General features: G+C 57.4%; 20 protein-coding genes. 10 read left to right on the top strand and 10 right to left on the bottom strand.

All coding sequences use genetic code 11. From position 1 onward, the window contains the following. Positions 1-7 precede the first annotated feature (7 nt). From feoB to greB, 4 genes are all read right to left on the bottom strand, one after another. Positions 8-2326: a Fe(2+) transporter permease subunit FeoB gene (gene feoB / locus FHC51_RS03875; protein WP_220434928.1), complete on the bottom strand. Its 2319-nt coding sequence runs from the start codon at positions 2324-2326 to the stop codon at positions 8-10. A gap of 30 nt (positions 2327-2356) precedes the next feature. After that, positions 2357-2584 (bottom strand): ferrous iron transporter A, encoded by a 228-nt coding sequence (feoA, locus tag FHC51_RS03870; RefSeq protein WP_103824803.1) that lies wholly within the window; start codon positions 2582-2584, stop codon positions 2357-2359. Between the two features lie 260 nt (positions 2585-2844). Beyond that, positions 2845-5166, bottom strand: a complete 2322-nt coding sequence (locus FHC51_RS03865) for a Tex family protein (protein WP_220434927.1) — start codon at positions 5164-5166, stop codon at positions 2845-2847. Positions 5167-5252: 86 nt separating this feature from the next. Continuing rightward, positions 5253-5726 carry a transcription elongation factor GreB gene (greB, locus tag FHC51_RS03860; RefSeq protein WP_103177315.1) on the bottom strand — a complete coding sequence of 158 codons (474 nt, stop codon included), beginning with the start codon at positions 5724-5726 and terminating at the stop codon, positions 5253-5255. A gap of 226 nt (positions 5727-5952) precedes the next feature. Between greB and ompR the strand changes: the two genes are divergently transcribed. Together ompR and envZ are read left to right on the top strand one after the other, a co-directional pair. Continuing rightward, positions 5953-6672 carry a two-component system response regulator OmpR gene (gene ompR, locus FHC51_RS03855; protein ID WP_001157751.1) on the top strand — a complete coding sequence of 240 codons (720 nt, stop codon included), beginning with the start codon at positions 5953-5955 and terminating at the stop codon, positions 6670-6672. After that, a complete protein-coding gene (gene envZ / locus FHC51_RS03850) occupies positions 6669-8015 on the top strand; it encodes a two-component system sensor histidine kinase EnvZ (protein WP_103824805.1) in 1347 nt (448 codons plus the stop codon). Before ompR ends, envZ begins: the two co-directional genes overlap by 4 nt. A gap of 81 nt (positions 8016-8096) precedes the next feature. Here the strand turns inward: envZ and pckA are convergent, their stop codons facing one another. The 5 genes from pckA to FHC51_RS03825 all read right to left on the bottom strand — a co-directional run bounded on the left by pckA (position 8097) and on the right by FHC51_RS03825 (position 14274). Further along, positions 8097-9716 (bottom strand): phosphoenolpyruvate carboxykinase (ATP), encoded by a 1620-nt coding sequence (gene pckA, locus FHC51_RS03845; RefSeq protein WP_220434926.1) that lies wholly within the window; start codon positions 9714-9716, stop codon positions 8097-8099. Positions 9717-10091: 375 nt separating this feature from the next. Continuing rightward, the gene (gene hslO / locus FHC51_RS03840) at positions 10092-10970 is read right to left on the bottom strand and encodes an Hsp33 family molecular chaperone HslO (RefSeq protein WP_103177312.1); all 879 of its coding nucleotides are present in this window, start codon (positions 10968-10970) and stop codon (positions 10092-10094) included. A gap of 23 nt (positions 10971-10993) precedes the next feature. Next, on the bottom strand, positions 10994-11395 hold the full coding sequence (hslR, locus tag FHC51_RS03835) for a ribosome-associated heat shock protein Hsp15 (protein WP_103824808.1): 402 nt from the start codon (positions 11393-11395) through the stop codon (positions 10994-10996). Further along, positions 11392-12075: a GMP/IMP nucleotidase gene (yrfG, locus tag FHC51_RS03830; RefSeq protein WP_114385612.1), complete on the bottom strand. Its 684-nt coding sequence runs from the start codon at positions 12073-12075 to the stop codon at positions 11392-11394. Before yrfG ends, hslR begins: the two co-directional genes overlap by 4 nt. 63 nt (positions 12076-12138) lie before the next feature. Further along, positions 12139-14274, bottom strand: coding sequence for an intracellular growth attenuator family protein (locus tag FHC51_RS03825; protein WP_220434925.1), 2136 nt, complete (start codon positions 14272-14274; stop codon positions 12139-12141). 322 nt (positions 14275-14596) lie between these two features. Here FHC51_RS03825 and nudE point away from each other — a divergent pair, with 322 nt between their 5' ends. Continuing rightward, entirely contained in the window at positions 14597-15157 is a 561-nt protein-coding gene (gene nudE, locus FHC51_RS03820) for an ADP compounds hydrolase NudE (protein ID WP_039031517.1), read from the top strand. A 39-nt stretch (positions 15158-15196) separates the two neighbouring features. On the opposite strand, the gene mrcA is transcribed toward nudE, so the two are convergent. Beyond that, on the bottom strand, positions 15197-17749 hold the full coding sequence (mrcA, locus tag FHC51_RS03815) for a peptidoglycan glycosyltransferase/peptidoglycan DD-transpeptidase MrcA (protein WP_220434924.1): 2553 nt from the start codon (positions 17747-17749) through the stop codon (positions 15197-15199). Between the two features lie 120 nt (positions 17750-17869). Here mrcA and FHC51_RS03810 point away from each other — a divergent pair, with 120 nt between their 5' ends. From FHC51_RS03810 to aroB, 7 genes are all read left to right on the top strand, one after another. After that, a complete protein-coding gene (locus FHC51_RS03810; protein ID WP_220434923.1) occupies positions 17870-18658 on the top strand; it encodes a DNA utilization protein HofM in 789 nt (262 codons plus the stop codon). Next, on the top strand, positions 18655-19194 hold the full coding sequence (locus FHC51_RS03805; RefSeq protein WP_220434922.1) for a PilN domain-containing protein: 540 nt from the start codon (positions 18655-18657) through the stop codon (positions 19192-19194). The genes FHC51_RS03810 and FHC51_RS03805 overlap by 4 nt, the downstream gene beginning before the upstream one ends. After that, positions 19178-19639: a HofO gene (locus FHC51_RS03800; RefSeq protein WP_220434921.1), complete on the top strand. Its 462-nt coding sequence runs from the start codon at positions 19178-19180 to the stop codon at positions 19637-19639. The genes FHC51_RS03805 and FHC51_RS03800 overlap by 17 nt, the downstream gene beginning before the upstream one ends. Then, the gene (locus FHC51_RS03795) at positions 19629-20024 is read left to right on the top strand and encodes a HofP DNA utilization family protein (protein WP_220434920.1); all 396 of its coding nucleotides are present in this window, start codon (positions 19629-19631) and stop codon (positions 20022-20024) included. Before FHC51_RS03800 ends, FHC51_RS03795 begins: the two co-directional genes overlap by 11 nt. Beyond that, entirely contained in the window at positions 19951-21174 is a 1224-nt protein-coding gene (hofQ, locus tag FHC51_RS03790) for a DNA uptake porin HofQ (RefSeq protein ID WP_375373804.1), read from the top strand. The genes FHC51_RS03795 and hofQ overlap by 74 nt, the downstream gene beginning before the upstream one ends. Before the next feature lie 296 nt (positions 21175-21470). Then, complete coding sequence (gene aroK / locus FHC51_RS03785; RefSeq protein ID WP_003861630.1) at positions 21471-21992, top strand: shikimate kinase AroK; 522 nt, start codon at positions 21471-21473, stop codon at positions 21990-21992. A gap of 58 nt (positions 21993-22050) precedes the next feature. Continuing rightward, complete coding sequence (aroB, locus tag FHC51_RS03780) at positions 22051-23139, top strand: 3-dehydroquinate synthase (protein ID WP_103177302.1); 1089 nt, start codon at positions 22051-22053, stop codon at positions 23137-23139. The last annotated feature ends 88 nt before the right edge of the window (positions 23140-23227 follow it).

The following is a 23227-nucleotide window of genomic DNA, read 5'->3' as shown; positions in this document are numbered from 1 at the left end:
CCGCCTCCTAATGACAGTCGCTTACCGGACTTTCACAGCAGGCCGCCGCGGTTTTGCCTTTCGCCAGCAGATTAACGTCCACACGGCTGCGGGCCCGGCGTAACAGCCCGATTACCACCACGTTAAACAGCACCACTGCCAGGATGCAGACCAGGCTGTACTGCGGATGCTGATTGAAATTGACCGTCTGGTAGTAGACCGTCGCCAGCGAGTAGGCGATGTTCAGCCCCCACAGCACCGAAAAGCCCATCCAGCCGCGGCTTGATTCGCGGGCGATGGCCCCCATGACCGAAATGCACGGAATGTAAAGCAGAACGAAGATCAGGTAGCTGTAGGCCGCCGAGGCGCAGCCAAACTTCTCGCTCATCACGCCCATGGCGCCGCTCGCCATCTCCCCGTCGCCTTTGCTGGCTTCGATCGGGTTCGCCAGAACGCTCAGGCTGAAGGTCTCTTTCAGGCTCTGCCAGGTTTCATCCACGGCGCTAACCAGTTCGTCGCCGAGGTGGAAATCGGCCGGGTTAAATGCGGCTTCCTGAATATTTTCGGCGGTATAGAGGGTGTTCAGCGTACCCACCACCACCTCTTTCGCCATTGCGCCAGTGAACAGCCCGACGGTAGCCTGCCAGTTGTCCTCGTGTACGCCAATCGGCTTGAACAGCGGGGTGATAACGCGGCTGACGGAGGCCAGGGCGGAGTCGTCAATGTTGTCTACCGCCTTGCCGTTCAGGGAGAAGCTGTTGAACGCGCTGAGGAAGATGCTGACCACAACAATCACTTTACCCGCCCGCAGCACAAAGCCCTTCAGCCGCTGCCAGGTCTGGATCAGCAGGCTTTTCAGGTGCGGAACGTGGTAGACCGGCAGCTCCATCACGAACGGGGTCGCCTCACCACGCATGATGGTGTGCTTGAGCATCAGGCCGGTGAGGATCGCCATTACAATGCCCAGCACGTAGAGCGAGAAGACCGCCAGCGCCCCCTCCTGACCGAAGAAGGCGGCGGCAAACACCGCGAAGATCGCCAGCCGTGCGCCGCAGGACATAAACGGCGCCATCATGATGGTCATCAGCCGTTCGCGGGGCGCATCCAGCGTGCGCGCCCCCATTACTGACGGCACGTTGCAGCCGAAGCCGACAATCAGCGGCACGAACGATTTGCCCGGCAGACCGAGGGCCTGCATCAGACGATCCATCACGAAGGCCGCGCGGGCCATGTAGCCGGAGTCTTCCAGGAAAGAGAGGAACAGATACATCATGCCGATCTGCGGCACCAGCGGCAGGACGGTGTTGATCCCGCCGCCCAGCCCCTGGGCGAGGAAGATAGTCAGCCATTCCGGCAGATGCAGCGTATAGCCCAGCCACTGAATGCCGTGAATAAAGATGGCGACGGAGCCGACGTCAAACAGCGGCTGCAGCGCGCCGCCAATGTTGATGGCCAGCAAGAACATCACATACATCACCAGCAGGAAGACCGGCAGGCCGAGGAAGCGGTTGAGGATCACCGTGTCCATCGCCCGGGTAAAGCGGCTTGGCTCGGCGGTGAGGGCATTGCTGACCACGTCGCAAATGGCGGCAATGCTCTGATAGCGGGCATCGGCAATGTGCAGGGCAGGGTCGTCCAGCTCGTCATTCAACCGTGCCAGAGAGGCATCCAGCTGGTGGGCGGCATCACCGGCATAGGCGCGGCTGTAGATATCGCCTTCCAGCATTTGCAGGCCGAGCCAGTGGCGCAGCCTGAACGGCATGCTGTGCGCCATTGCCTTTGCGAGGATCCCGGCTTCACGCAGGAGCGGCTGGGCGTAGTGCACCAGCTCCACCTCAGCGTTACGGCTGTGGCGGTCAATGGCGATCTTCAGGGCGTCGATTCCGCGGGCGCGGGTTGAGATCAGCGGCACTACCGGGCAACCCAGACGGGCGGAAAGCGCGTCGACGTCGATGCGGATCTGCTGTTTTTCCGCAATATCAAGCATGTTCAGCGCCACCACGCAGGGAATACCCAGCTCCAGCAGTTGCAGCGTCAGGTAGAGGTTTCGCTCGAGGTTCGAGGCGTCCACCACGTTGATCAGCAGGTCGGCGTCGCCGCTCAAAATATAGTGGCAGGCGATCTGCTCATCGAGCGAGGTTTGGGAGGAGATAGTGGTTAACGAGTAGGTGCCGGGCAGATCGACGAGGGTGACCTGATTGTCGATGGTCGTAAACTGACCCTCTTTACGCTCGACCGTGACGCCCGCCCAGTTACCGACGCGCTGACGAGCGCCGGTAAGCTGGTTAAATAACGTTGTCTTGCCGGAATTGGGATTGCCAATTAAGCCAATGGTTAATTTTTTCATTTTTTCAGACTCGCTACGAGAGCTGGCGTTTTATTGAGACAGAGCTTCAACTTCTATTAATGCGAGATCTTTCTTACGCAGAACCAGATTCACCCGTCGGGTTTCGATATGTACCGGATCGCCCAGCGGGGCCACGCGCACAACGTGGAATGCGGAGCCGGGAAGTAGCCCTAAAGAGAGCAGCTTCTGGCGATAGGCCGGGCTGATTTCGCGGGTGAAGCCGGTGATCTTCCACGCGCTGTCTGGAGTGAATTGCATAGTGCCTACTTAACGAGAGGTTAAATAATCAACAGGCACAATGGTAATGAGAATGGTTTCTATCATCAATATTAAATATGTGACGGAATGTGCATGGCACTATTAATTTGCAGCTTGGTTGACCTTGCTCAATATTTACGGCGGAGGCGGGTGGATTATTTGTTAATAAAGTGCTGATGAGGAGTTTTATATTTGCTGCTTAATGAAAATAAAAATAACAAATAATAAACCCTCTCCCCAAAGAGGAGAGGGCACAACAATTAACGCTTTTTACCCATCGCCGCCGCCAGCGCATCCATCATCGCGCTGTTGCCGGAGGGTTGTGCTTCACGCCCGCGCGGTTTCGCCGCCGGACGCTGCTGACGTGCCTCGCTGTTACCGCCGCCACGACGAGCGTCGGTTTCGCCAGGCTGCTCGTCCAGACGCATGGTGAGGGCGATACGCTTGCGCTGCAGATCCACCTCCAGCACTTTCACCTTCACGATGTCGCCAGCTTTCACCACGGTATGCGGATCTTCCACGAACTTGTCGGCCAGGGAGGAGATATGCACCAGGCCGTCCTGATGCACGCCGATGTCCACAAACGCGCCAAAGTTGGTGACGTTGGTGACTGCGCCTTCCAGCACCATGCCCGGTAGCAGGTCGTTCATCGTCTCGACGCCTTCCGCAAACTGCGCGGTTTTGAACTCCGGACGCGGGTCGCGGCCAGGTTTTTCCAGCTCTTTGATGATGTCGGTCACGGTCGGCACACCGAATTTCTCGTCGGTGAAGTCAACGGCTTTCAGGTTACGCAGCTCGCTGCTGTTGCCCATCAGCGTCTTCAGCGCCTGCTGGGTAGCTGCCAGAATGCGCTCGACCACCGGGTAGGCTTCCGGGTGAACGGTGGAGGCATCCAGCGGGTTGTCACCGTGGTTGATGCGCAGGAAGCCCGCGCACTGCTCGAACGCTTTTGGCCCCAGACGACTCACCTTCAGCAGCTGCTGGCGGTTCTGGAACTGACCGTTCTCATCACGCCAGGCGACGATGTTCTGCGCCATCATACGGGTTAAGCCCGCCACGCGGGTCAGCAGAGGAACGGAGGCAGTGTTCAGGTCAACGCCCACGGCGTTCACGCAGTCTTCCACCACCGCGTCCAGCTTACGCGCCAGCTGGGTCTGACTGACGTCATGCTGGTACTGGCCCACCCCGATGGATTTCGGGTCGATCTTCACCAGCTCCGCCAGCGGATCCTGCAGGCGGCGAGCGATAGAGACCGCCCCACGCAGGGAAACATCGAGATCCGGGAACTCCTGTGCCGCCAGCTCGGAGGCCGAGTACACGGATGCACCCGCTTCGCTGACAATCACCTTCTGGGCGGTCACTTTCGGGAATTGCTTTTGCAGATCGAGGAAGAAACGCTCGGTTTCGCGGGAGGCGGTGCCGTTACCGATCGCCACCAGCTCCACATTGTGCTTTTCGCACAGCGCCGCAACCACCGTCGCCGCTTTTGCCGCCTGACCGGTATGCGGATAAATGGTATCGGTGGCCACCAGCTTGCCGGTGCCATCCACCACGGCAACCTTCACGCCGGTACGCAGACCCGGATCGAGACCCATGGTGGCGCGCAGGCCGGCAGGGGCAGCCATCAGCAGGTCGTGCAGGTTACGGGCAAAGACGTTAATCGCCTCGTCTTCGGCGCGTTCGCGCACGGTGCCCATCAGTTCGGTTTCGAGATGCATCAGCACCTTGATACGCCAGGTCCAACTCACCACCCCTTTGCGCCAGCTGTCTGCCGGGGCGTTGTTCAGGCGCAGACCGAGATGATCGGTGATGATCTGCTCGCCGTGGCTCTCTTTCGGCGGCTCATCGAACTGCGGGTCGGCGTTCAGGGAGAGCTGCAAAATGCCTTCGTTGCGACCGCGGAACATCGCCAGCGCACGGTGAGAAGGCACGGTTGAAATCGGTTCATGGTGATCGAAGTAGTCGCGGAATTTCGCCCCTTCTTCCTCTTTGCCGCTGACCACGGTGGAGACGATATGGGCGTTCTTCCACAGGTAATCACGCACTTTTGCCAGCAGGGCAGCATCTTCGGCGAAGCGCTCCATCAGGATGTAGCGTGCGCCATCAAGGGCGGCTTTGGTGTCGGCCACGCCTTTATCGGCATCGATAAATTTCGCGGCTTCGGTTTCCGGGTCGTGTGAGGGCTCATTCCACAGCAGATCGGCCAGCGGCTCCAGGCCTGCTTCGATGGCAATCTGCCCGCGGGTACGGCGCTTGGGTTTGTAGGGAAGATAGAGGTCTTCCAGCTCGGTTTTGCTCAGGGTGCCATTAATGGCTTTTTCCAGATCGCTGGTCAGCTTGCCCTGTTCGCCGATGGATTTCAGAATCGCCTGGCGCCTCTCTTCCAGCTCACGGAGATAGCCAAGGCGGGTCTCCAGGTTACGCAGCTGCGTATCATCCAGACCGCCGGTGACTTCCTTACGATAACGTGCAATAAACGGCACGGTGTTCCCTTCATCAAGCAGGCGAACGGCAGCTTCTACCTGTTCAGCCCTTGCCTGAAGTTCACCCGCAATAATGCGGCAGAGCGAATCTTTCATCATGGCTATTTCATCTTGTGGGTCAAAAATCAGGGGATAGTTATACGGACTGGCACAGCAAAATGCCAGTCGCGGAGGGCGCTCCAGGACTATTTTACGTACTCGATTTCATTTACATACCAGCTGGCTTCTCCCGCCGGGGTCTGGACGATAGCCAGATCGCCTACCTCTTTTTTCAGCAGCGCGCGGGCCATAGGGGAATCGATGGAGATGTAATCCTTACGACCAAAAATTTCATCGTAGCCGACGATACGAAAGCGCTTGAGATCGCCGTCGTCGTTTTCAATTTCCACCCATGCGCCGAAAAAGACCTTGCCCTCCTGCTGCGGGGAATAGTCGACGATTTTCAGGTTCTCGAGGCATTTGGTCAGATAACGCACCCGACGGTCGATTTCACGCAGCCGCTTTTTGTTGTACTGGTAGTCGGCATTCTCACTGCGGTCGCCGAGACTTGCCGCCCAGGTCACTTTTTTCGTCACTTCCGGGCGCTCTTCCCGCCACAGGGTGTCCAGCTCTTTCTTCAGATTTTCATACCCTTCGCGGGTGATCAGGGGCGTTTTCATTCTTTTGCCTTACGACGAGGTTGCTTACCTTGCGCACATTACGTATCACTTATCTTAACAGAGAGGATTAATAATGAGTTATGTGATGGAATGTACATATAAGCTGCTGTTAAATATGCTTTGTAACAATTTCGACTAGAATTTATACCAGAATTAGCTGGTCGTGGACGCGCACTTTTTTAGAATACGCTGTTCAAGATTATCCGAACCTTTGGGAGTACTGACAATGCAAGAGAATTATAAGATTCTGGTGGTGGATGACGACATGCGCCTGCGTGCGCTCCTTGAGCGTTATCTGACCGAGCAGGGCTTCCAGGTTCGTAGCGTGGCTAACGCCGAACAGATGGATCGCCTGCTGACCCGTGAATCCTTCCACCTGATGGTGCTGGATCTGATGCTGCCGGGCGAAGATGGCCTCTCTATCTGCCGTCGTCTGCGCAGCCAAAGCAACCCAATGCCGATCATTATGGTGACGGCGAAAGGGGAAGAAGTTGACCGTATCGTGGGTCTGGAAATTGGGGCCGACGACTACATTCCAAAACCGTTTAACCCGCGTGAGCTGCTGGCGCGTATCCGTGCCGTACTGCGCCGTCAGGCGAACGAACTGCCTGGCGCACCGTCGCAGGAAGAGGCGGTGATCGCCTTCGGTAAGTTCAAGCTGAATCTCGGCACCCGCGAGATGTTCCGCGAAGATGAGCCGATGCCGCTCACCAGCGGTGAGTTCGCGGTCCTGAAAGCGCTGGTCAGCCACCCGCGCGAGCCGCTGTCTCGCGATAAGCTGATGAACCTGGCCCGTGGCCGTGAATACTCCGCGATGGAGCGTTCCATCGACGTACAGATCTCCCGCCTGCGCCGCATGGTGGAAGAGGATCCGGCGCATCCGCGCTATATCCAGACCGTCTGGGGTCTGGGCTACGTGTTTGTCCCGGACGGCTCTAAAGCATGAGGCGAATGCGTTTTTCGCCGCGAAGCTCGTTTGCCCGCACCCTGTTACTGATCGTCACCCTGCTGTTTGTCAGCCTGGTGACGACCTATCTGGTGGTGCTGAACTTTGCGATCCTACCGAGCCTCCAGCAGTTTAATAAGGTCCTGGCCTACGAAGTGCGTATGCTGATGACCGATAAACTGCAGCTGGAAGATGGCACGCAGCTGGTGGTTCCTCCTGCGTTTCGCCGTGAAATCTACCGTGAGCTGGGGATATCGCTCTACTCTAACGAAGCGGCGGAAGACGCAGGCCTGCGTTGGGCACAACACTATGAATTTTTAAGCCAGCAGATGGCGCAGCAGCTGGGCGGCCCAACGGAAGTGCGCGTTGAGGTCAACAAAAGCTCGCCGGTGGTCTGGCTGAAAACCTGGCTCTCACCCAATATCTGGGTGCGCGTACCCCTCACCGAAATCCATCAGGGCGACTTCTCGCCGCTGTTCCGCTACACCCTGGCGATCATGCTGCTGGCGATAGGCGGGGCGTGGCTGTTTATCCGCATCCAGAACCGACCGCTGGTCGACCTGGAGCATGCGGCGCTCCAGGTCGGTAAAGGGATTATTCCGCCTCCGCTGCGCGAATATGGCGCGTCGGAAGTGCGGTCCGTTACCCGCGCATTCAACCATATGGCGGCGGGGGTGAAACAACTGGCGGATGACCGTACCCTGCTGATGGCTGGCGTCAGTCATGATCTGCGCACCCCGTTAACGCGTATTCGTCTGGCGACCGAAATGATGGGCGAGGAAGATGGCTATCTGGCGGAGTCCATCAACAAGGACATCGAAGAGTGCAACGCCATTATCGAGCAGTTCATCGACTACCTGCGTACCGGGCAGGAGATGCCGATGGAGATGGCAGATCTGAACGCGGTGCTGGGTGAAGTGGTGGCGGCCGAAAGCGGCTACGAGCGTGAGATCGAAACCGATCTGCAGCCGGGCGATATCACCGTACGGATGCACCCGCTCTCCATTAAGCGCGCCGTGGCGAATATGGTGGTCAATGCCGCCCGTTACGGCAACGGCTGGATCAAGGTCAGCAGCGGCTCCGAGCTGAGTCGCGCCTGGTTCCAGGTGGAAGATGACGGCCCGGGGATCAAACCGGAGCAGCGTAAACATCTGTTCCAGCCGTTTGTGCGCGGCGACAGCGCGCGCAGCACCAGCGGCACCGGTTTAGGGCTGGCGATTGTGCAGCGTATTGTGGATAACCATAACGGTCTGCTGGAGATTGGCACCAGCGAACGGGGTGGGTTGAGTATCCGCGCCTGGCTACCGGTTCCGTTTCCGCGCGGGCAGGTGAAAGAGAGTTAAAAAAATGCCGGGTGGCGGCTTCGCCTTACCCGGCATGGATTATGGTAGGCCGGGTAAGCGAAGCGCCACCCGGCACAATTTTTACAGCTTCGGTCCCGCACTCACCAACGCCGCACCCGCTGGCGTATCGGTGTACTTCTCAAAGTTTTGCACAAACAGCTTCGCAAGCGTGGTGGCTTTTTCCTGCCACTGCTCCGGCGACGCGTAGGTGTTGCGTGGGTCGAGGATATGGCTGTCCACGCCCGGCAGTTCGGTCGGGATTGCCAGATCGAACATCGGCAGGGTGAAGGTTTCCGCATCGTCCAGGGAACCGTCCAGAATGGCGTCGATAATGGCGCGGGTATCTTTGATGGAGATACGTTTGCCAGTGCCGTTCCAGCCGGTGTTGACCAGATACGCCTGGGCGCCAGAGGCCTGCATGCGTTTCACCAGCACTTCGGCGTACTGCGTCGGGTGCAGCGACAGGAAGGCTGCGCCAAAGCAGGCGGAGAAGGTTGGCGTCGGCTCAGTCACACCCCGTTCGGTACCGGCCAGCTTGGCGGTAAACCCGGAGAGGAAGTGATACTGCGTCTGGCTGGCGGTGAGGCGTGAAACCGGCGGCAGCACACCAAACGCGTCGGCGGTGAGGAAGATCACCTTGGTCGCGTGGCCCGCTTTTGAAACCGGCTTAACGATATTATCGATGTGGTAGATCGGGTAGCTGACGCGGGTGTTTTCCGTTTTTGACGCATCGTCAAAATCGACCGTGCCGTCAGCACGTACCGTCACGTTCTCCAGCAACGCATCACGACGGATCGCCTGGAAGATATCCGGCTCCGCCTCAGCTGACAGACGAATGGTCTTGGCGTAGCAACCGCCTTCGAAGTTAAACACGCCGTCGTCATCCCAGCCGTGCTCGTCATCGCCAATCAGGCGGCGTTTCGGATCGGTGGAGAGGGTGGTTTTACCGGTGCCGGAGAGGCCAAAGAAGACCGCCACGTCGCCTTTCTCGCCGACGTTCGCCGAACAGTGCATGGAGGCAATGCCTTTTAGCGGCAGCAGGTAGTTCATCACCGAGAACATCCCTTTCTTCATTTCGCCGCCGTACCAGGTACCGCCGATAAGCTGGATACGCTCCGTCAGGTTAAAGGCGACAAAGTTTTCCGAGTTCAGTCCCTGCTCTTTCCACTGCGGGTTGGTGCATTTCGCACCGTTCATCACCACAAAGTCAGGCTCGAAGCTCTGTAACTCTTCTTCGGTCGGGCGAATGAACATGTTCTTCACGAAATGGGCCTGCCAGGCGACTTCAGTGATAAAACGAACGGAAAGGCGGGTATCGGCGTTGGCACCGCAGTAAGCGTCGATGATGAACAGACGTTTACCGGAAAGTTGTTGGGTGACGAGGGATTTCAGATGCTGCCAGATTTCAGGGGAGATCGCTTTGTTGTCGTTCTTCCCTTTGCCGTGATCGGCCCACCACAGGGTGTCGCAGGTGGTGTCGTCACGAACAATATACTTATCTTTCGGCGAACGGCCGGTAAAGATACCGGTGTCGACAGCGATAGCGCCGGTCGTCGTCAATATACCGCGCTCGTATCCTTCGAGTGCTGGATTGAGCTCTTCCTGATAAAGCGTATCGTAATCAGGGTTATAGACGATATCGCGAGCGTCGTTGATACCATAAGCCTTGAGATCTTGCGGGGTTAAACCATTAACACGCATATCACTGCTCCTTAGCCAATTTATACTGCCTGAAATTGTAGGGGTTTTCTTCGAATGTTAACCGCGACCGGGCTCATAGATTTGCGTATCTGGACAAAAACCCTTTATGACGGAAAACGCTGTGACTCCTGTCACTTTGCGGTGCAGATTATGGCAGGAATCACTTTTCGGTTGGGGAAAATGTTCCGAAAAGGTTAATGAGCGATAAATTAAACTGCGAGAATGTGAATGTAAGCGCATACATGAAAGAAAATTACGAAAGTCTTACATTACTGATAACGATTCAGCAGATTGGGGTAAATAGTGAATGAAATTAATGAGTAGGGGAGGGGAAAAGGTTAACTGCCCCCTCAAGAGGGCAGTTAACGGCAGAACTTAGTGCAGCTGCGGATCGGCCGGGGAGGCGTTGTTGCGGATCTCGGCAATGTCCATTGCGTTAAAGACGTAGTGAGAACCGCAGTAGTCGCAGTTCATGTCGATTTCGCCATCTTCCGCCAGGATGCTGTCAATCTCTTCATCCGGCAGTGTTTTCAGGGCGCCCGCGCAGCGTTCACGGGAACAGGTGCACTTGAACTCAACATCCTGCGGATCGTAGAGCGTTACCTCTTCTTCGTGATACAGACGCCACAGCACTTCGTTCGCCGGTAAGGTGAACAGCTCTTCGGCTTTGATGGTTTCGGTCAGAGTGGCCAGGTGATCGAAATCATCTGCCTGCGCGTTCTGGGCTGGCAGCACCTGCAGCAGCATCCCGCCGGCACACGGCTGGCCGTCGACTTCACCGGTACGGATGAACAGACGCGTCGGCAGCTGTTCGGAGCGCAGGAAGTAGTCTTCCAGGCAGGCTGCCAGCGTGTCGCCTTCCAGACCGACGACCCCCTGATAGCGCTCGCCCTCTTCCGGGGAGATGGTGATGACCAGGTAGCCATTGCCCACCAGCGTTTTCAGGTCTGCGTTTTCAGGGATATCGCCCTGTACGCGCGCCACGCCGCGCATCTGCTGCTGGTTGTTGCCGTTGATTACCGCCAGGCTCATCGGGCCATCACCCTGCAGCTGCACGGTGATGTCACCGGCAAATTTCAGGGTCGCAGTCAGCAGGCTGGTCGCGACCAGCAGCTCGCCCAGCACGGTTTTCACCGGCAGCGGGTAGTTGTGGTTTTCCAGGATCTGTTTCCAGGTTTCGGATACGGTAACCAGCTCGCCGCGAACGGCAAATTGTTCAAACAGATAGCGGTGTAATTGGTCGTGTTGGGCCATAGTCATCTCTCGTTCAGCAAGAATCACTCATTCTCGCCATTTTTAAATTTAATCAGATCGCGACGTTCTTTCTTGTCAGGGCGTCTGTCGGGATGCGGCATGGTCAGGGCATTCAGCTTTCGCGCCTGCGCCATCTTTTCGCGTTTCTCCACGCTTTCTGCCGTCTCTTCGTACAGGGTGCTGGCTTCCACTGCCGGGCGACGTTGTTCGGTGATGTTTTTCACGATCACCGTTCGTTCATCGTTGCCCTGACGCAGGGTCAGGGTGGCGTTCAGCTCCACGAGCTTGCTCGGTTTGCTGCGCTGCCCGTTGTAATGCACCTTGCCGCCTTCAATCATTTCGCGGGCGAGGGCGCGCGTTTTGTAAAAGCGGGCAGCCCATAACCATTTATCCAGTCTTACTCCTTCGGAGGGTTTCTCTTTCATGGCTTCTCCTTCACGGTGAGGGAGGGGATCATCCGGCGGTAGTCGTTCAGCCCCGGATGTCGCAGATAGCTTTTTTCAGCCAGGCCAGAATCAGGATTGGTCACGCCAAGGCAATAACGAATGCCAAATTTTGCCGCCGCATCCAGAATGGGTTCGCTGTCATCAATGAACAACGTTCTTTCTGGCTGCAGGCCGGTCTCTTCTGCCACCGCCTGCCACAAACGCTGATCCTCTTTCGGATAACCAAATGTGTGGGTGGACAGTAATAAATCAAGGTGTGAACCCAGTCCGGTATGTTCCAGCTTCACCGCCAGATTATGCGGGTGTGCGTTGGTCAGCAAAATGCGCCGCTTGCCGCTGGCTTTGAGCGCGTCCAGAAAGGGGACGGTATCTTCACGCAAAACGGCGCGCGGGCCCTGAGCGGTGGTCATGGCACAAATATCCAGACCAAGACGTTCGCTCCAGTAGTCCAGACAGTACCAGTTTAGCGTATGTTGTACGGCGGTATATTGCTGGCGTATGAATTCCTGCGCCTCCAGCGGGGTGATCCCTTGCTGCTCGCCGTAGGTTTCCGGTACCAGTGTTTGCCAGAAGTAGTTATCAAACGCGAGGTCCAGCAACGTGCCGTCCATATCCAGCAGGACGGTATCAACCTCCTGCCAGGCGATATCAAGATGCATGGGGAATACTCCAGCCAGAAAAAACGTGCGCGACAGGGTAGCATATCTGGTCGCGCACAGAGGTTATCCGATCAGGCTCTCAGGGGTAGGAACCAGCTTAGGATTGAGGCAATTTTCGTAGTACTGCTGGATCTCCGCCAGGCGGGTGCGCGAGCGCTGGTAGCGGCGTAACGCCATCACGCCGTTCCAGATAATGCACACCACCATCGCCAGCATCAGCAGTGAGGTGGCAATGTAACGCCATAAAACGGCGCTATCCGGTATGCGGTGCAGCTCGATATGGCGGGTGCCATTGGCATCGGTAAAGATGCTCGTCACAATTCCTTCGGCGCTGAACGGCGTGCGCATCAGCATCTGCGCCAGTCGCTGAAACTCGCCCCACTGCTCCTGCGCCGGGTAGTCATACAGCGCCACTGGCGGGTAGGGCTGATCGACCAGATCGCTGCCTTCATCGCTGACGATCACAAAGCCGCCGGGCGCCGGGCTGTTAAGCGCCTGCGCGGCACGTGAGGTTTCGCGCATAACGAATGGCGCGGTAGAAGTGGCGACCAGGTTTTCCAGCGACTCGGCGCTCACCGGACGCAGCAGGACGTTAACACCATCAAGACGACCAGTCGTGGCACGTTTCACCAGCGCTTCCCAGTCTTTGCTGTTGCCGAGGTTCACCAGCGCGTTCTTCAGCCTGACGCACTCATCCGCCTCCGCGCACAGCTCCTGGGTCTTCAGTACGATATCGCCAAAATCATCCAGCAGGATCATGCCCGATTTCTGAATGGCGGAGCGTAACGCCGGGCTGACGCGCGTAACATCTTCCGGTTGAGGATGGAGCTGGCGGCTCAGGGCCTGGGTCAGCGCCGTGGCTTTGTTAACAATGTCTGATTCCGGCAGCGGCAGCGGGGCTGCGTCATTCCAGATCAGCTGCGAGCAGTCAAAGGGGGCAAAAGGCGAGCTCTGACGGGCGTTCCAGTTGCCCGGCGCGTGGATATTACACATCCCCGTTCCCTTCAGATTCAGCGTATCGCCGACGCGCACCCCGGCGTTTTCAAGCTCCCCAACGCTGGTAGCCTCGATGGTCTGGGCGCCTTTGATCCACGACAGGGTAAATTTGATCGGCATATCCAGCGGTACGAGGAATATCAGCATTGCCAGCACCAGCCCAGCGCCACCGGCAATCACCGTGCTGCGCAACCAGTGCTGCAGCGGGAAGTTTTTCACCTCGTCATGCAGGGATAAATAACGTCCCTGGCGCACCACATGCCTGTCCAGATAGATATCAACATCGGTCTTTTGCCCTAAATCCTGGGCCAGCCACGGCTGCCAGTGGCGCGGGTATATCAGGTCAATAATGCCCATTGAGATGTTGTTGACGTGATCCTGATCGTTCTCGCCAAAGAGACCCCAGCGCTTTGGCGTCCCGCGCAGGCAGTGGATCTCACGCAGCGCGTTTTTCGCTGGCGGGGCAAATAATCCCCATAAACCCGCCGCCAGCAGCAGCACGCCGCCACCGGCAAGCCAGGGGACAAACACATCCGGGCTTAGCAGGCAGAAGAAGAACAGCAGGAAGGCGGCGACAATCAGCAGCGCTTCACGAATGCCATCCGGGCGGCTGAGGGCATACTCTTCGTGGGTCTCCTGACGAATATTCAGCAGTTCGATCTGCTCTGTCTCTTCGCCACGAATCGACGCCTGGGTTGAGCTGACGTGTTCCAGCGCCAGATGCGGCGCTTCCTGGACATACTCGGCGATGGAGTGGCCGTTAAGGGCAATCACCAGCGGGATAGCGTCGGTGTGGATCAGCTCAACGCTGTTTTCGTCATTGATGTATTGCTCCCAGAACGGCGGCAGATGCACTTCGACGGAGTCGAGGTAGTAGCGCCATTTATTGGGATCGTCTGTGGTAATGCCATAGCGGGTAATGGAGCGCGTCAGGCAGAGCACGGTATTGCTCTCGGCGTTCAGGCTTAACGAGACCGGAGCCGCGCTGGCGCCTGTTGCAGGCATTTGCTGGATGCGGTTAAACGACTCGAGATATTGCTCAATCGCGCTACGTTCTTCTGCGGTGAGTTTGCGTGTGCTCGCCCCGGTAAAGGCGTTGAGATAAGGCAGGCGATATCGACGCTGCGATCGACGTCTGAACCACCACCCTGCAATTAATGCGCAGGCCAGCATAGCAGCGATAATTATTAAAATGGTGCTCATGCTTTCCCCATCTTACTTTTCTTACAGGTGTAGTCAGTAGCACCTTTAACAGTGAATGCGTGTCTGTGGTTGGCTATCGGCATGTAAGGCGTTGAACTTGAGCAATTTGAAGCGCATCCCAGTGTTCGCTGATGATAGCAAAGGCAACCGTGGCGGAATATCAGCAAATTCCTGGAATAATTTCAACCTATTGACTTTTGTGTTGAAATGCGTAATGAATCTGATTAAGTTGCATAAATGTAAATAAACCGCGAAGGACATTGCCGAAACCGTGCGGCATATCGCACAATGAGGTCTGTTCACCCAGCAAAGACCCGTCAAAATGAGCAAACCCTTACAAAAGCCCACCATCCTGAATGTTGAGACTGTCGCCAAATCGCGGCTGTTTAACGTTGAGAGCGTGGATCTGGAGTTCAGTAACGGCGTGCGCCGCGTCTACGAGCGTATGCGTCCCTCCACACGCGAAGCCGTCATGATTGTGCCTATTGTCGACGAGCATCTGATCCTGATCCGTGAATACGCGGTGGGAACGGAATCTTACGAGCTGGGCTTCTCCAAGGGACTTATCGATCCCGGCGAGTCGGTTTATGAAGCCGCCAACCGTGAACTGAAAGAAGAGGTGGGCTTTGGTGCGAAGGAGCTTACCTTCCTGAAAAAGCTCAGCATGGCCCCTTCCTATTTCTCCAGCAAAATGAATATCGTGCTGGCGGAAGATCTCTACCCTGAATCGCTGGAAGGTGATGAACCTGAGCCGCTGCCGCAGGTACGCTGGCCGCTGGCGCATCTGATGGATCTGCTGGAAGAGCCCGATTTTAACGAAGCCCGGAACGTGAGCGCACTGTTTCTGGTGCGGGAGTGGCTGAAAGGGCAGGGAAGACTGTAGCGGAAAATTCCCCCCTCCACCGGGAAGGGGGGAGACATATCAGAAGAGCTCTTGCGTTTCGCCGTTATCTATCAACGTTGTACCCACCTCATGCACCACCTGATGCGTTGGCTGCGTACCTTCGATGAAATACTCCTCACGACTGTTACCACCGTTAGCGAGCTGACCGCTGTAGCGATCGATATTGACCGTTACGATGCCCGGCGGTGGCGTAAGCGGTTCTTCCGGTACGCCATCAAGAACGATCTTCATAAAGGCATCCCACGCGGGCTGCGCGCTTTTGGCTCCGCCCTCGTAACCGGAGATCTGATCTTTAATCGCCCCGGAGGCTGTGGTACGCCCTAAATCACGACGGTGATCGTCAAAGCCGATCCACACCGAGGTGACCGCACCCGGGCCATAACCCGAGAACCAGGCATCTTTGGAGCTGTTGGTGGTGCCGGTTTTGCCGCCAATATCCTTGCGCTGCAAATCACGACCGGCACGCCAGCCTGTACCCTGCCAGCCCGGTTCACCAAAGATGTTGCTGTTCAGCGCGCTCTTGATCAGGAACGCCAGCGGAGTGTTAATCACGTGCGGGGCGTACTCCTGAGCGCCAGTCTGGGCGACCAGCGCCTGGTTCGCCTGCTGGAGCTGCGGCATCGGCACCGCCGCATTTTGCCGCTCCTGCGAGATCGCGACATCTTCCATGTCCTGGTTGTTCAGCGCGTCTGACTTAGGCGTATCGCCATAGATGACGGGAATATCACACTCGGCGCAGGCTATCTTCGGCTTGGCCTCAAACAGTACGCCGCCCTGATCGTTCTCGATTTTGCTGATGAAGAATGGATCGACCAGGAAGCCGCCGTTGGCCATCACCGCATAACCGCGGGCCACCTGTAGCGGGGTAAACGACGCGGAACCCAGCGCCAGCGACTCGGTATGCACGATATTCTGCGCCGGGAAGCCGAAGCGCTGCAGATACTCCGCCGCATAATCGACGCCCATGGCACGCATGGCACGCACCATCACCACGTTCTTCGACTGCCCCAGTCCCTGACGCAGACGAATCGGACCGGCGTACTCTGCCGGTGAGTTTTTTGGCCGCCAGTCGGAACCGGCCCCGGCATCCCAGCGGGAGATCGGCACGTCATTGAGAATACTGGCGAGGGTCAGACCCTTGTCCATTGCCGCGGTGTAGAGGAACGGTTTGATATTGGAACCGACCTGACGCAGCGCCTGAGTGGCACGGTTAAACTTGCTCTGATTGAAGTCGAAGCCGCCCACCAGCGCCAGAACCGCACCGTTATGCGGGTCGATGGAGACCAGCGCCGAGTTAACGTCCGGGATCTGCCCCAGCCACCAGGCGTCGTTAACCTGGCGCACCCAGATTTGCTGGCCCACCTGTACGACGTCGGTCACTTTGCGTGGCGTCGCGCCCTGCTGTGTATCAGAGCGATACGGACGTGCCCAGCGTACCCCTTCCATCCGCAGCGGCACGGAGGTGCCGTCGGCGAGCATCGCCGTAGCTTCCTGCGGATTGGCCTGGGTCACCACCGCCGCCACGAAGGGCCCATAGCCCGGAAGCGGCTTCAGGGTGTCGGTGATTTTTTTACTGCTCCAGGCGGATTCACCTACCTTCCACAGCACGTTTGACGGGCCGCGGTAGCCGTGGCGCATATCGTAATCTATTACATTGTTACGCACCGCCTGCTGCGCGCCCTGCTGGATGTTGCGGCTGATGGTGGTGTAAACGCGGTAACCATCCTCGTAGGCCTGTTCGCCGTAGCGGGAGACCATCTCCTGGCGAACCATCTCGCTGAGATAAGGGGCGGAGAAGGCAATTTCCGGCGCGTGATAGTTGGCATCAATCACCTCACTGCGCGCCTGATCGTACTGCGTCTGGCTGATATAGCCCTCGCTCAGCATACGCGACAGCACCACATTGCGACGTGCGGTAGCGCGATCCAGCGAGTAGAGCGGGTTGAAGGTAGAAGGTGCCTTCGGCAGACCGGCGATGGTCGCCATTTCACTCAGGGTCAGCTGTTCGATGGATTTACCGAAATAGACCTGCGCCGCCGCACCCACGCCATAGGCGCGGTAGCCGAGATAGATCTTGTTGAGGTAAAGCTCAAGGATCTCATCTTTATTCAGCAGTTGCTCAATGCGGATCGCCAGGAACACTTCCTTAATCTTACGCATCAGCGTTTTTTCAGGGCTCAGGAAGAAGTTACGCGCCAGCTGCTGGGTAATGGTACTCGCACCCTGCGAAGCATGGCCGGAGAAGAGCGCCACGCTTGCGGCACGGAAAATCCCCACCGGGTCGACGCCGTGGTGCTCATAAAAGCGGCTATCTTCTGTGGCAATAAAGGCTTTCACCATTACTGGCGGAATTTGATTCAGCGTCAGCGGGATACGCCGCTTTTCGCCGTACTGGGCAATCAGCTCGCCATCGGCGCTATAAACCTGCATCGGGATCTGAAGGCGTACGTCACGAAGCGTAGCGACATCAGGCAGTTGCGGCTCAATATATTTGTACAAACCAAAAATCGAGCCTGCTCCAAGCAGAATGCAACAGACTGCAAGGATCAATAAATACTTTACGAACTTCACTGGAGATTTCCCATTTAGTTTGAACTGGGCAGTTTCTAAACAATCGCGCGGTAGTATAAAGGCAAGCCTGTAGCATTGATATAGCCGTTATCCCCCCGGACGATAAGGAGATCGTGAAACATGGTATTTAAAACATGGCGAACAGGCGTTCATATTCAACAGGATAAGGTGCTGGCCGTCGCGCTGGTACGCAGAAAGTCGGGCTGGGGGCTGCGCCGCTGGTGGCAGCTCCCCCTGGCGGAGGGCATTATCCGCGACGGGCAAATTCTTCAGCCCGAACAACTGGCTGCGGCGCTGCGCGAGTGGCGGCAATGGCTGCCTTACCAGCATCAGGTACTTCTTGCCTTTCCGGCCGCACGCACCCTGCAACGCACCTTTCCGCGCCCGGCGATAACCCTGCGCGACAGCGAAGAGACGGCCTGGATTGGCGCGGCCTTGAGCCGCGAGCTGGAGATGGCACCCGATGCCCTGCGTTTTGATTATGCGGAAGATACGTTCAGCCAGGGGTATCAGGTTACCGCGGCACAAAATAAAGAGATCGCCACGCTGCTGGAGTTGGCCCGGGTGTTGCGTCTGCGGCTGACTGCGATCACACCCGATGCCGGGGCGCTGGCCCATTTTCTGCCTTTTGTACACGCGCCTGCCCAGTGCGTTGCCTGGCGCGATCGGGATCAATGGCTATGGGCGATGCGTCACCAGTGGGGCAGGCGTGGGCTGGCGGAGGCGCCCGATGTTGAAAGCCTTGCAGCCCTGCTGGCGCTAGGGGTGGAGGAGATCGCCTGCTGCGATATGCGCAGTTTCGACCCCTGGAACGTGTTGTCCCACCGGCAACCGCCGCTGCCTGAAAATGGCGCGGATTTTAGCGTCGCACTGGCGTTAGCGCTGGCGACGGAAGGCTATGCGCGATGAGCGCGGCCAACCTGCTGCCGTGGCGTCAGCAACAAAAACGCCACTGCCTGCGCTTCTGGGGCTTGCTGTTCACCGGCTCGCTGCTGGTAACGCTGGGGCTCTGGACCGCCCGGCGGGCCGACGCCCCGCTGCAGGCGCAGGTTTTCGCGCAGCGACAGGCCAGCGATGTGGCGCTGAGGCAGGCGCTGGCGCAGCGGCAAAAGCAGTGGACGGCGCGTATTGTTCAGCGCCAGCAACAGCAGATTTGGGCGCAAAAAAAAGCGCAGACGGAGGCCTGGCAGACGATCCTCATCGCCCTGGCCCGCGCCCTGCCGGAGCAGGCATGGCTGGCGCAGCTTCGTTTCCAGCACTCCACGCTCTCCCTGAGTGGATACGCCGCCACGTTACCGGCGCTTGCGGCGCTGGAGACGGCGCTACACCAGCTGCCGGGGTTTACTCCTACCACGCCCGGCGAGATGCGCCAGGACGCACAGGGGCGCTGGCAATTTAGCTGGGCGCTGACCCGCAAGGAGGAGGCTGATGCGGATCCCTCCTGACATCTGGTACGGGTTGTCCCCGCGCTGGCGCTGGCTGTGCTGGGGCCTCAGCTCAGGGCTGATGCTGCTCTGTGTGCTCGGGGGGCAGCTACGCATGCAGCAGCAACAGCTCGCCACGTACCAGGCTCAGCACGCGCGTGACGCGGCGATCAACGGCCGCTTATGGACCGCGGTGCGTAAGCTCTCGCCCGTTGAGGAGGCGCCATCGTCCGTGGTGCTGCGCCCCTTTTCACCGCTGGAGTTCGATACCGGTGAGCTACGCATGGTGCGCTGGCAGCCCGTCAATGCGGGAGGCGAACTGGTGGTCGAGGCGGTATGGGGGCAGATACCCGGGCTGTTTGCCACTCTCGCCCAACGCGATGTGGCGGTGGCGCGTTTTACGCTCCAGCCAGAACAGCAAAAGCTGCGCCTCACCCTGCAACTGGAGCGCCAGAATGCGGGTTAGCGGTGGCGTACTGCTTCTACTGCCGCTTCTTCTCGGTATGCGCGATCCGTTTCAGGCGCCGGTGTCACGCTGCCCCAACGCAGCCCTGAGCCAGTGGCGTTATGCCGGGCTGGTATCCGGCGCGGTGCCGGTGGGCATCGTCAGGGATGAAAAGTCCCGCTGGTTGCGGGTGCGTCGCGGCGACACGCTGCCCCAGGGCTGGCAGGTAAGGGTGCTGAATGAAAAGGAGTTGGTCATCGACACGTCTGAGGCGTGTGAACCGCCGTTATGGCGATGGCAACGACAAGGAACGAAACAGGATGAAAAAAGGGATGTTGGCATTACTGCTGATCGGCGGCCAGACGCTGGCAGCGGAACCGTTGGCCGTGAATCTGGTCGTGGATGATGTGCCGGTCGCCCAGCTTCTGCAGGCCCTGGCGGAGCAGGAGAACCGCAATATGATTATCGCACCAGACGTGAGCGGCAATGTCTCTTTGCGTCTGCAAAAGGTGCCCTGGTTACAGGCGATACAGACGGTGGTGACCAGCGCCGGGCTGGTGATGCGCCAGCAGGAGGGCATCTTTTATATCCACAGCGCCGCCTGGCAACAGCAACAGCAGGCCAGAAAAGAGGCGGAGCGCGCTAAGCGTCAGCTCAGTGTGCCGCTGGAGGCGCGCAGTTTTTCTCTCTCCTATGCGGATGCGGGCGATCTCAGGCAGGCTGCCGAAAAGCTCCTCAGCCCAAAAGGCAGCCTTGCGGTGGACAAACGCACTAACCGTCTGCTGGTGCGCGACAGCCGGGCTGCGCTGGATGCGTTACAGCACTGGGTGGGGCAAATGGATCTGCCGGTAGCCCAGGTCGAGTTGGCGGCACACATTGTCAGCATGAGTGAAAAAAGCCTGCGGGAGCTGGGCGTGAAGTGGAGCCTGGCGCAGGCGCAGCAGCCTGGTAAGCCCGGAGAGCTGACGATACTCAACAGCGATCTTGCGGTGACCAACGCCACTACGCAGGTGGGTTTCACTATCGGCCGGATTAATGGCCGGTTGCTGGACATTGAGCTTTCCGCCCTGGAACAAAAACAGCAAGTGGATATTATCGCCAGCCCGCGTCTGCTGGCGTCGCACATGCAGCCTGCCAGCATTAAACAGGGGAGTGAAATTCCCTATCAGGTCTCCAGCGGAGAGAGCGGCGCGACGTCGGTGGAATTTAAAGAGGCGGTGCTGGGCATGGAGGTGACCCCGGTGGTGCTGGCCAATGGACGTGTACGCCTGAAGCTGCGCATCAGCGAGAACAGCCCGGGCCAGGTGCTAAAGCAGGCCGACAGTGAAACCATGACGATAGACAAACAGGAGATCGAAACCCAGGTAGAGGTCAAAAGTGGTGAAACGCTGGCCTTAGGCGGAATTTTTTCTCAGAGACATAAAAGCGGGAGTGAAAATGTGCCAGGCTTGAGCCGTATCCCCATCCTGGGGCAGTTTTTTCGCTATCAGGGTAAAGACAACGAGCGCCGGGAATTAGTGGTTTTTATCACCCCTCGTCTGGTTACGACCTCCTGATATGCGGCAACGCCCCACGTGATTTTGCATTCTGTTTGTTGCAGATGTTTGACGTGGGGCATTAATTAGCATACAAGGAGTACCGATTTGAGAATCAGCCTACTCAATCTCACACCTTAACAACTTAAGCGGCAAGCAGGGTGATTTATTCTGTTGCCAAACAAGCTGGAGTATTGAGATAATTTTTAGTCTGACTCTCGCTCTATCGCATATGAGGTTTCAGTTCATGTCCTGTTACGCCAGGTGTCGGCGAAGCGGGTTTACCATTAACGAATAGTCTTAGTAGTACCGAAAAAATGGCAGAGAAACGCAATATCTTTCTGGTTGGGCCTATGGGTGCCGGCAAAAGCACTATTGGGCGCCAGTTAGCTCAACAACTCAATATGGAATTTTACGATTCTGATCAAGAGATTGAGAAACGAACCGGAGCTGATGTGGGCTGGGTCTTCGATGTAGAAGGCGAAGAGGGTTTCCGTGACCGAGAAGAAAAAGTTATCAATGAACTTACGGAAAAACAGGGCATTGTGCTGGCTACCGGCGGCGGCTCTGTAAAATCTCGCGAAACTCGCAACCGTCTCTCCGCCCGCGGTGTCGTGGTCTATCTCGAAACGACCATCGAAAAACAACTGGCGCGTACGCAGCGTGATAAAAAACGCCCGTTGCTGCAGGTTGAGACGCCTCCACGTGAAGTTCTGGAAGCGCTGGCTGATGAACGCAATCCCCTGTATGAAGAGATTGCTGACGTCACCATTCGCACAGACGATCAGAGCGCTAAAGTGGTCGCAAACCAGATTATTCATATGCTGGAAAGCAACTGATTCTGGCTTTATATATACTCGCCTGCGGGTAAAAAGTATTTAAGGTGGATGTCGCGCTATGGAGAGGATTACAGTCACTCTCGGTGAACGGAGTTACCCTATCACTATCGCGGCTGGTTTGTTTAACGACCCAGCTTCCTTCTTACCACTGAAAGCGGGTGATCAGGCAATGCTGGTCACCAATGAGACGCTGGCTCCGCTTTATCTCGACCGCGTACGTCAGCTGCTTGAACAGGCTGGCGTGAAGGTCGACAGTGTGATTCTGCCTGATGGCGAGCAGTATAAAAGCCTGACGGTACTTGATACCGTCTTCACCGCATTACTGCAAAAACCACACGGTCGCGACACAACACTGCTGGCATTAGGCGGCGGTGTTGTTGGCGATCTGACGGGGTTTGCGGCGGCAAGCTATCAGCGTGGCGTTCGTTTTATTCAGATTCCGACCACGCTGTTGTCGCAGGTTGACTCTTCTGTTGGCGGCAAAACCGCCGTAAACCATCCGCTTGGCAAAAACATGATTGGCGCGTTCTATCAGCCCGCGTCGGTGGTGGTGGATCTCGACTGTCTGCAAACGCTGCCTAAGCGCGAGCTGGCTTCGGGTCTGGCGGAAGTGATCAAGTACGGCATTATTCTGGATGGCGAGTTCTTTAGCTGGCTTGAAGAGAATATGGACGCCTTATTGCGCCTGGATGGTCAGGCGATGGCGTACTGTATTCGCCGTTGTTGTGAGCTGAAAGCAGAAGTGGTTGCCGCAGACGAGCGCGAAACAGGCTTACGTGCTTTACTGAATCTGGGGCACACCTATGGCCATGCTATCGAAGCCGAAATGGGCTACGGTAACTGGCTGCATGGCGAGGCCGTGGCGGCAGGGATGGTGATGGCCGCTCGCACCTCGGAGCGTCTGGGTCAGTTCAGCAAGGCGGATACACAACGCATTATCACGTTGCTTGAGCGTGCCGGGTTACCGGTGACGGGACCGCGCGAGATGTCAGCGCAGGCCTATTTGCCGCACATGATGCGTGATAAAAAAGTATTAGCAGGCGAGATGCGTCTGGTACTCCCGCTTGCAATCGGAAAGAGTGAAGTTCGTGGCGGTGTGCCGCACGATGTCGTTCTTGGCGCTATTGCTGATTGCCAGCAAGCGTAACTATTAGAAAGGTCCGGCTGCGGTAATACGTAGCCATTTTGCTTCAGGTGATGTGCAAAGTCGTAGGCATAAGCCTTTTAGTGGGGTG

Origin of the sequence: Leclercia sp. EC_58, from assembly GCF_019584355.1 — a bacterium.
Classification (GTDB): domain Bacteria; phylum Pseudomonadota; class Gammaproteobacteria; order Enterobacterales; family Enterobacteriaceae; genus Enterobacter.
Note: the sequence above shows the minus strand (reverse complement) of the source record. Positions and strands in the feature narration are given on the sequence as shown.

What these genes read in the sequence shown, in the direction of transcription:
- feoB (WP_220434928.1), bottom strand. Translation starts at nt 2,326, where the DNA reads ATGAAAAAATTAACCATTGGCTTAATTGGCAATCCCAATTCCGGCAAG.
- feoA (WP_103824803.1), bottom strand. Translation starts at nt 2,584, where the DNA reads ATGCAATTCACTCCAGACAGCGCGTGGAAGATCACCGGCTTCACCCGC.
- FHC51_RS03865 (WP_220434927.1), bottom strand. Translation starts at nt 5,166, where the DNA reads ATGATGAAAGATTCGCTCTGCCGCATTATTGCGGGTGAACTTCAGGCA.
- greB (WP_103177315.1), bottom strand. Translation starts at nt 5,726, where the DNA reads ATGAAAACGCCCCTGATCACCCGCGAAGGGTATGAAAATCTGAAGAAA.
- ompR (WP_001157751.1), top strand. Translation starts at nt 5,953, where the DNA reads ATGCAAGAGAATTATAAGATTCTGGTGGTGGATGACGACATGCGCCTG.
- envZ (WP_103824805.1), top strand. Translation starts at nt 6,669, where the DNA reads ATGAGGCGAATGCGTTTTTCGCCGCGAAGCTCGTTTGCCCGCACCCTG.
- pckA (WP_220434926.1), bottom strand. Translation starts at nt 9,716, where the DNA reads ATGCGTGTTAATGGTTTAACCCCGCAAGATCTCAAGGCTTATGGTATC.
- hslO (WP_103177312.1), bottom strand. Translation starts at nt 10,970, where the DNA reads ATGGCCCAACACGACCAATTACACCGCTATCTGTTTGAACAATTTGCC.
- hslR (WP_103824808.1), bottom strand. Translation starts at nt 11,395, where the DNA reads ATGAAAGAGAAACCCTCCGAAGGAGTAAGACTGGATAAATGGTTATGG.
- yrfG (WP_114385612.1), bottom strand. Translation starts at nt 12,075, where the DNA reads ATGCATCTTGATATCGCCTGGCAGGAGGTTGATACCGTCCTGCTGGAT.
- FHC51_RS03825 (WP_220434925.1), bottom strand. Translation starts at nt 14,274, where the DNA reads ATGAGCACCATTTTAATAATTATCGCTGCTATGCTGGCCTGCGCATTA.
- nudE (WP_039031517.1), top strand. Translation starts at nt 14,597, where the DNA reads ATGAGCAAACCCTTACAAAAGCCCACCATCCTGAATGTTGAGACTGTC.
- FHC51_RS03810 (WP_220434923.1), top strand. Translation starts at nt 17,870, where the DNA reads ATGGTATTTAAAACATGGCGAACAGGCGTTCATATTCAACAGGATAAG.
- FHC51_RS03805 (WP_220434922.1), top strand. Translation starts at nt 18,655, where the DNA reads ATGAGCGCGGCCAACCTGCTGCCGTGGCGTCAGCAACAAAAACGCCAC.
- FHC51_RS03800 (WP_220434921.1), top strand. Translation starts at nt 19,178, where the DNA reads ATGCGGATCCCTCCTGACATCTGGTACGGGTTGTCCCCGCGCTGGCGC.
- FHC51_RS03795 (WP_220434920.1), top strand. Translation starts at nt 19,629, where the DNA reads ATGCGGGTTAGCGGTGGCGTACTGCTTCTACTGCCGCTTCTTCTCGGT.
- hofQ (WP_375373804.1), top strand. Translation starts at nt 19,951, where the DNA reads ATGTTGGCATTACTGCTGATCGGCGGCCAGACGCTGGCAGCGGAACCG.
- aroK (WP_003861630.1), top strand. Translation starts at nt 21,471, where the DNA reads ATGGCAGAGAAACGCAATATCTTTCTGGTTGGGCCTATGGGTGCCGGC.
- aroB (WP_103177302.1), top strand. Translation starts at nt 22,051, where the DNA reads ATGGAGAGGATTACAGTCACTCTCGGTGAACGGAGTTACCCTATCACT.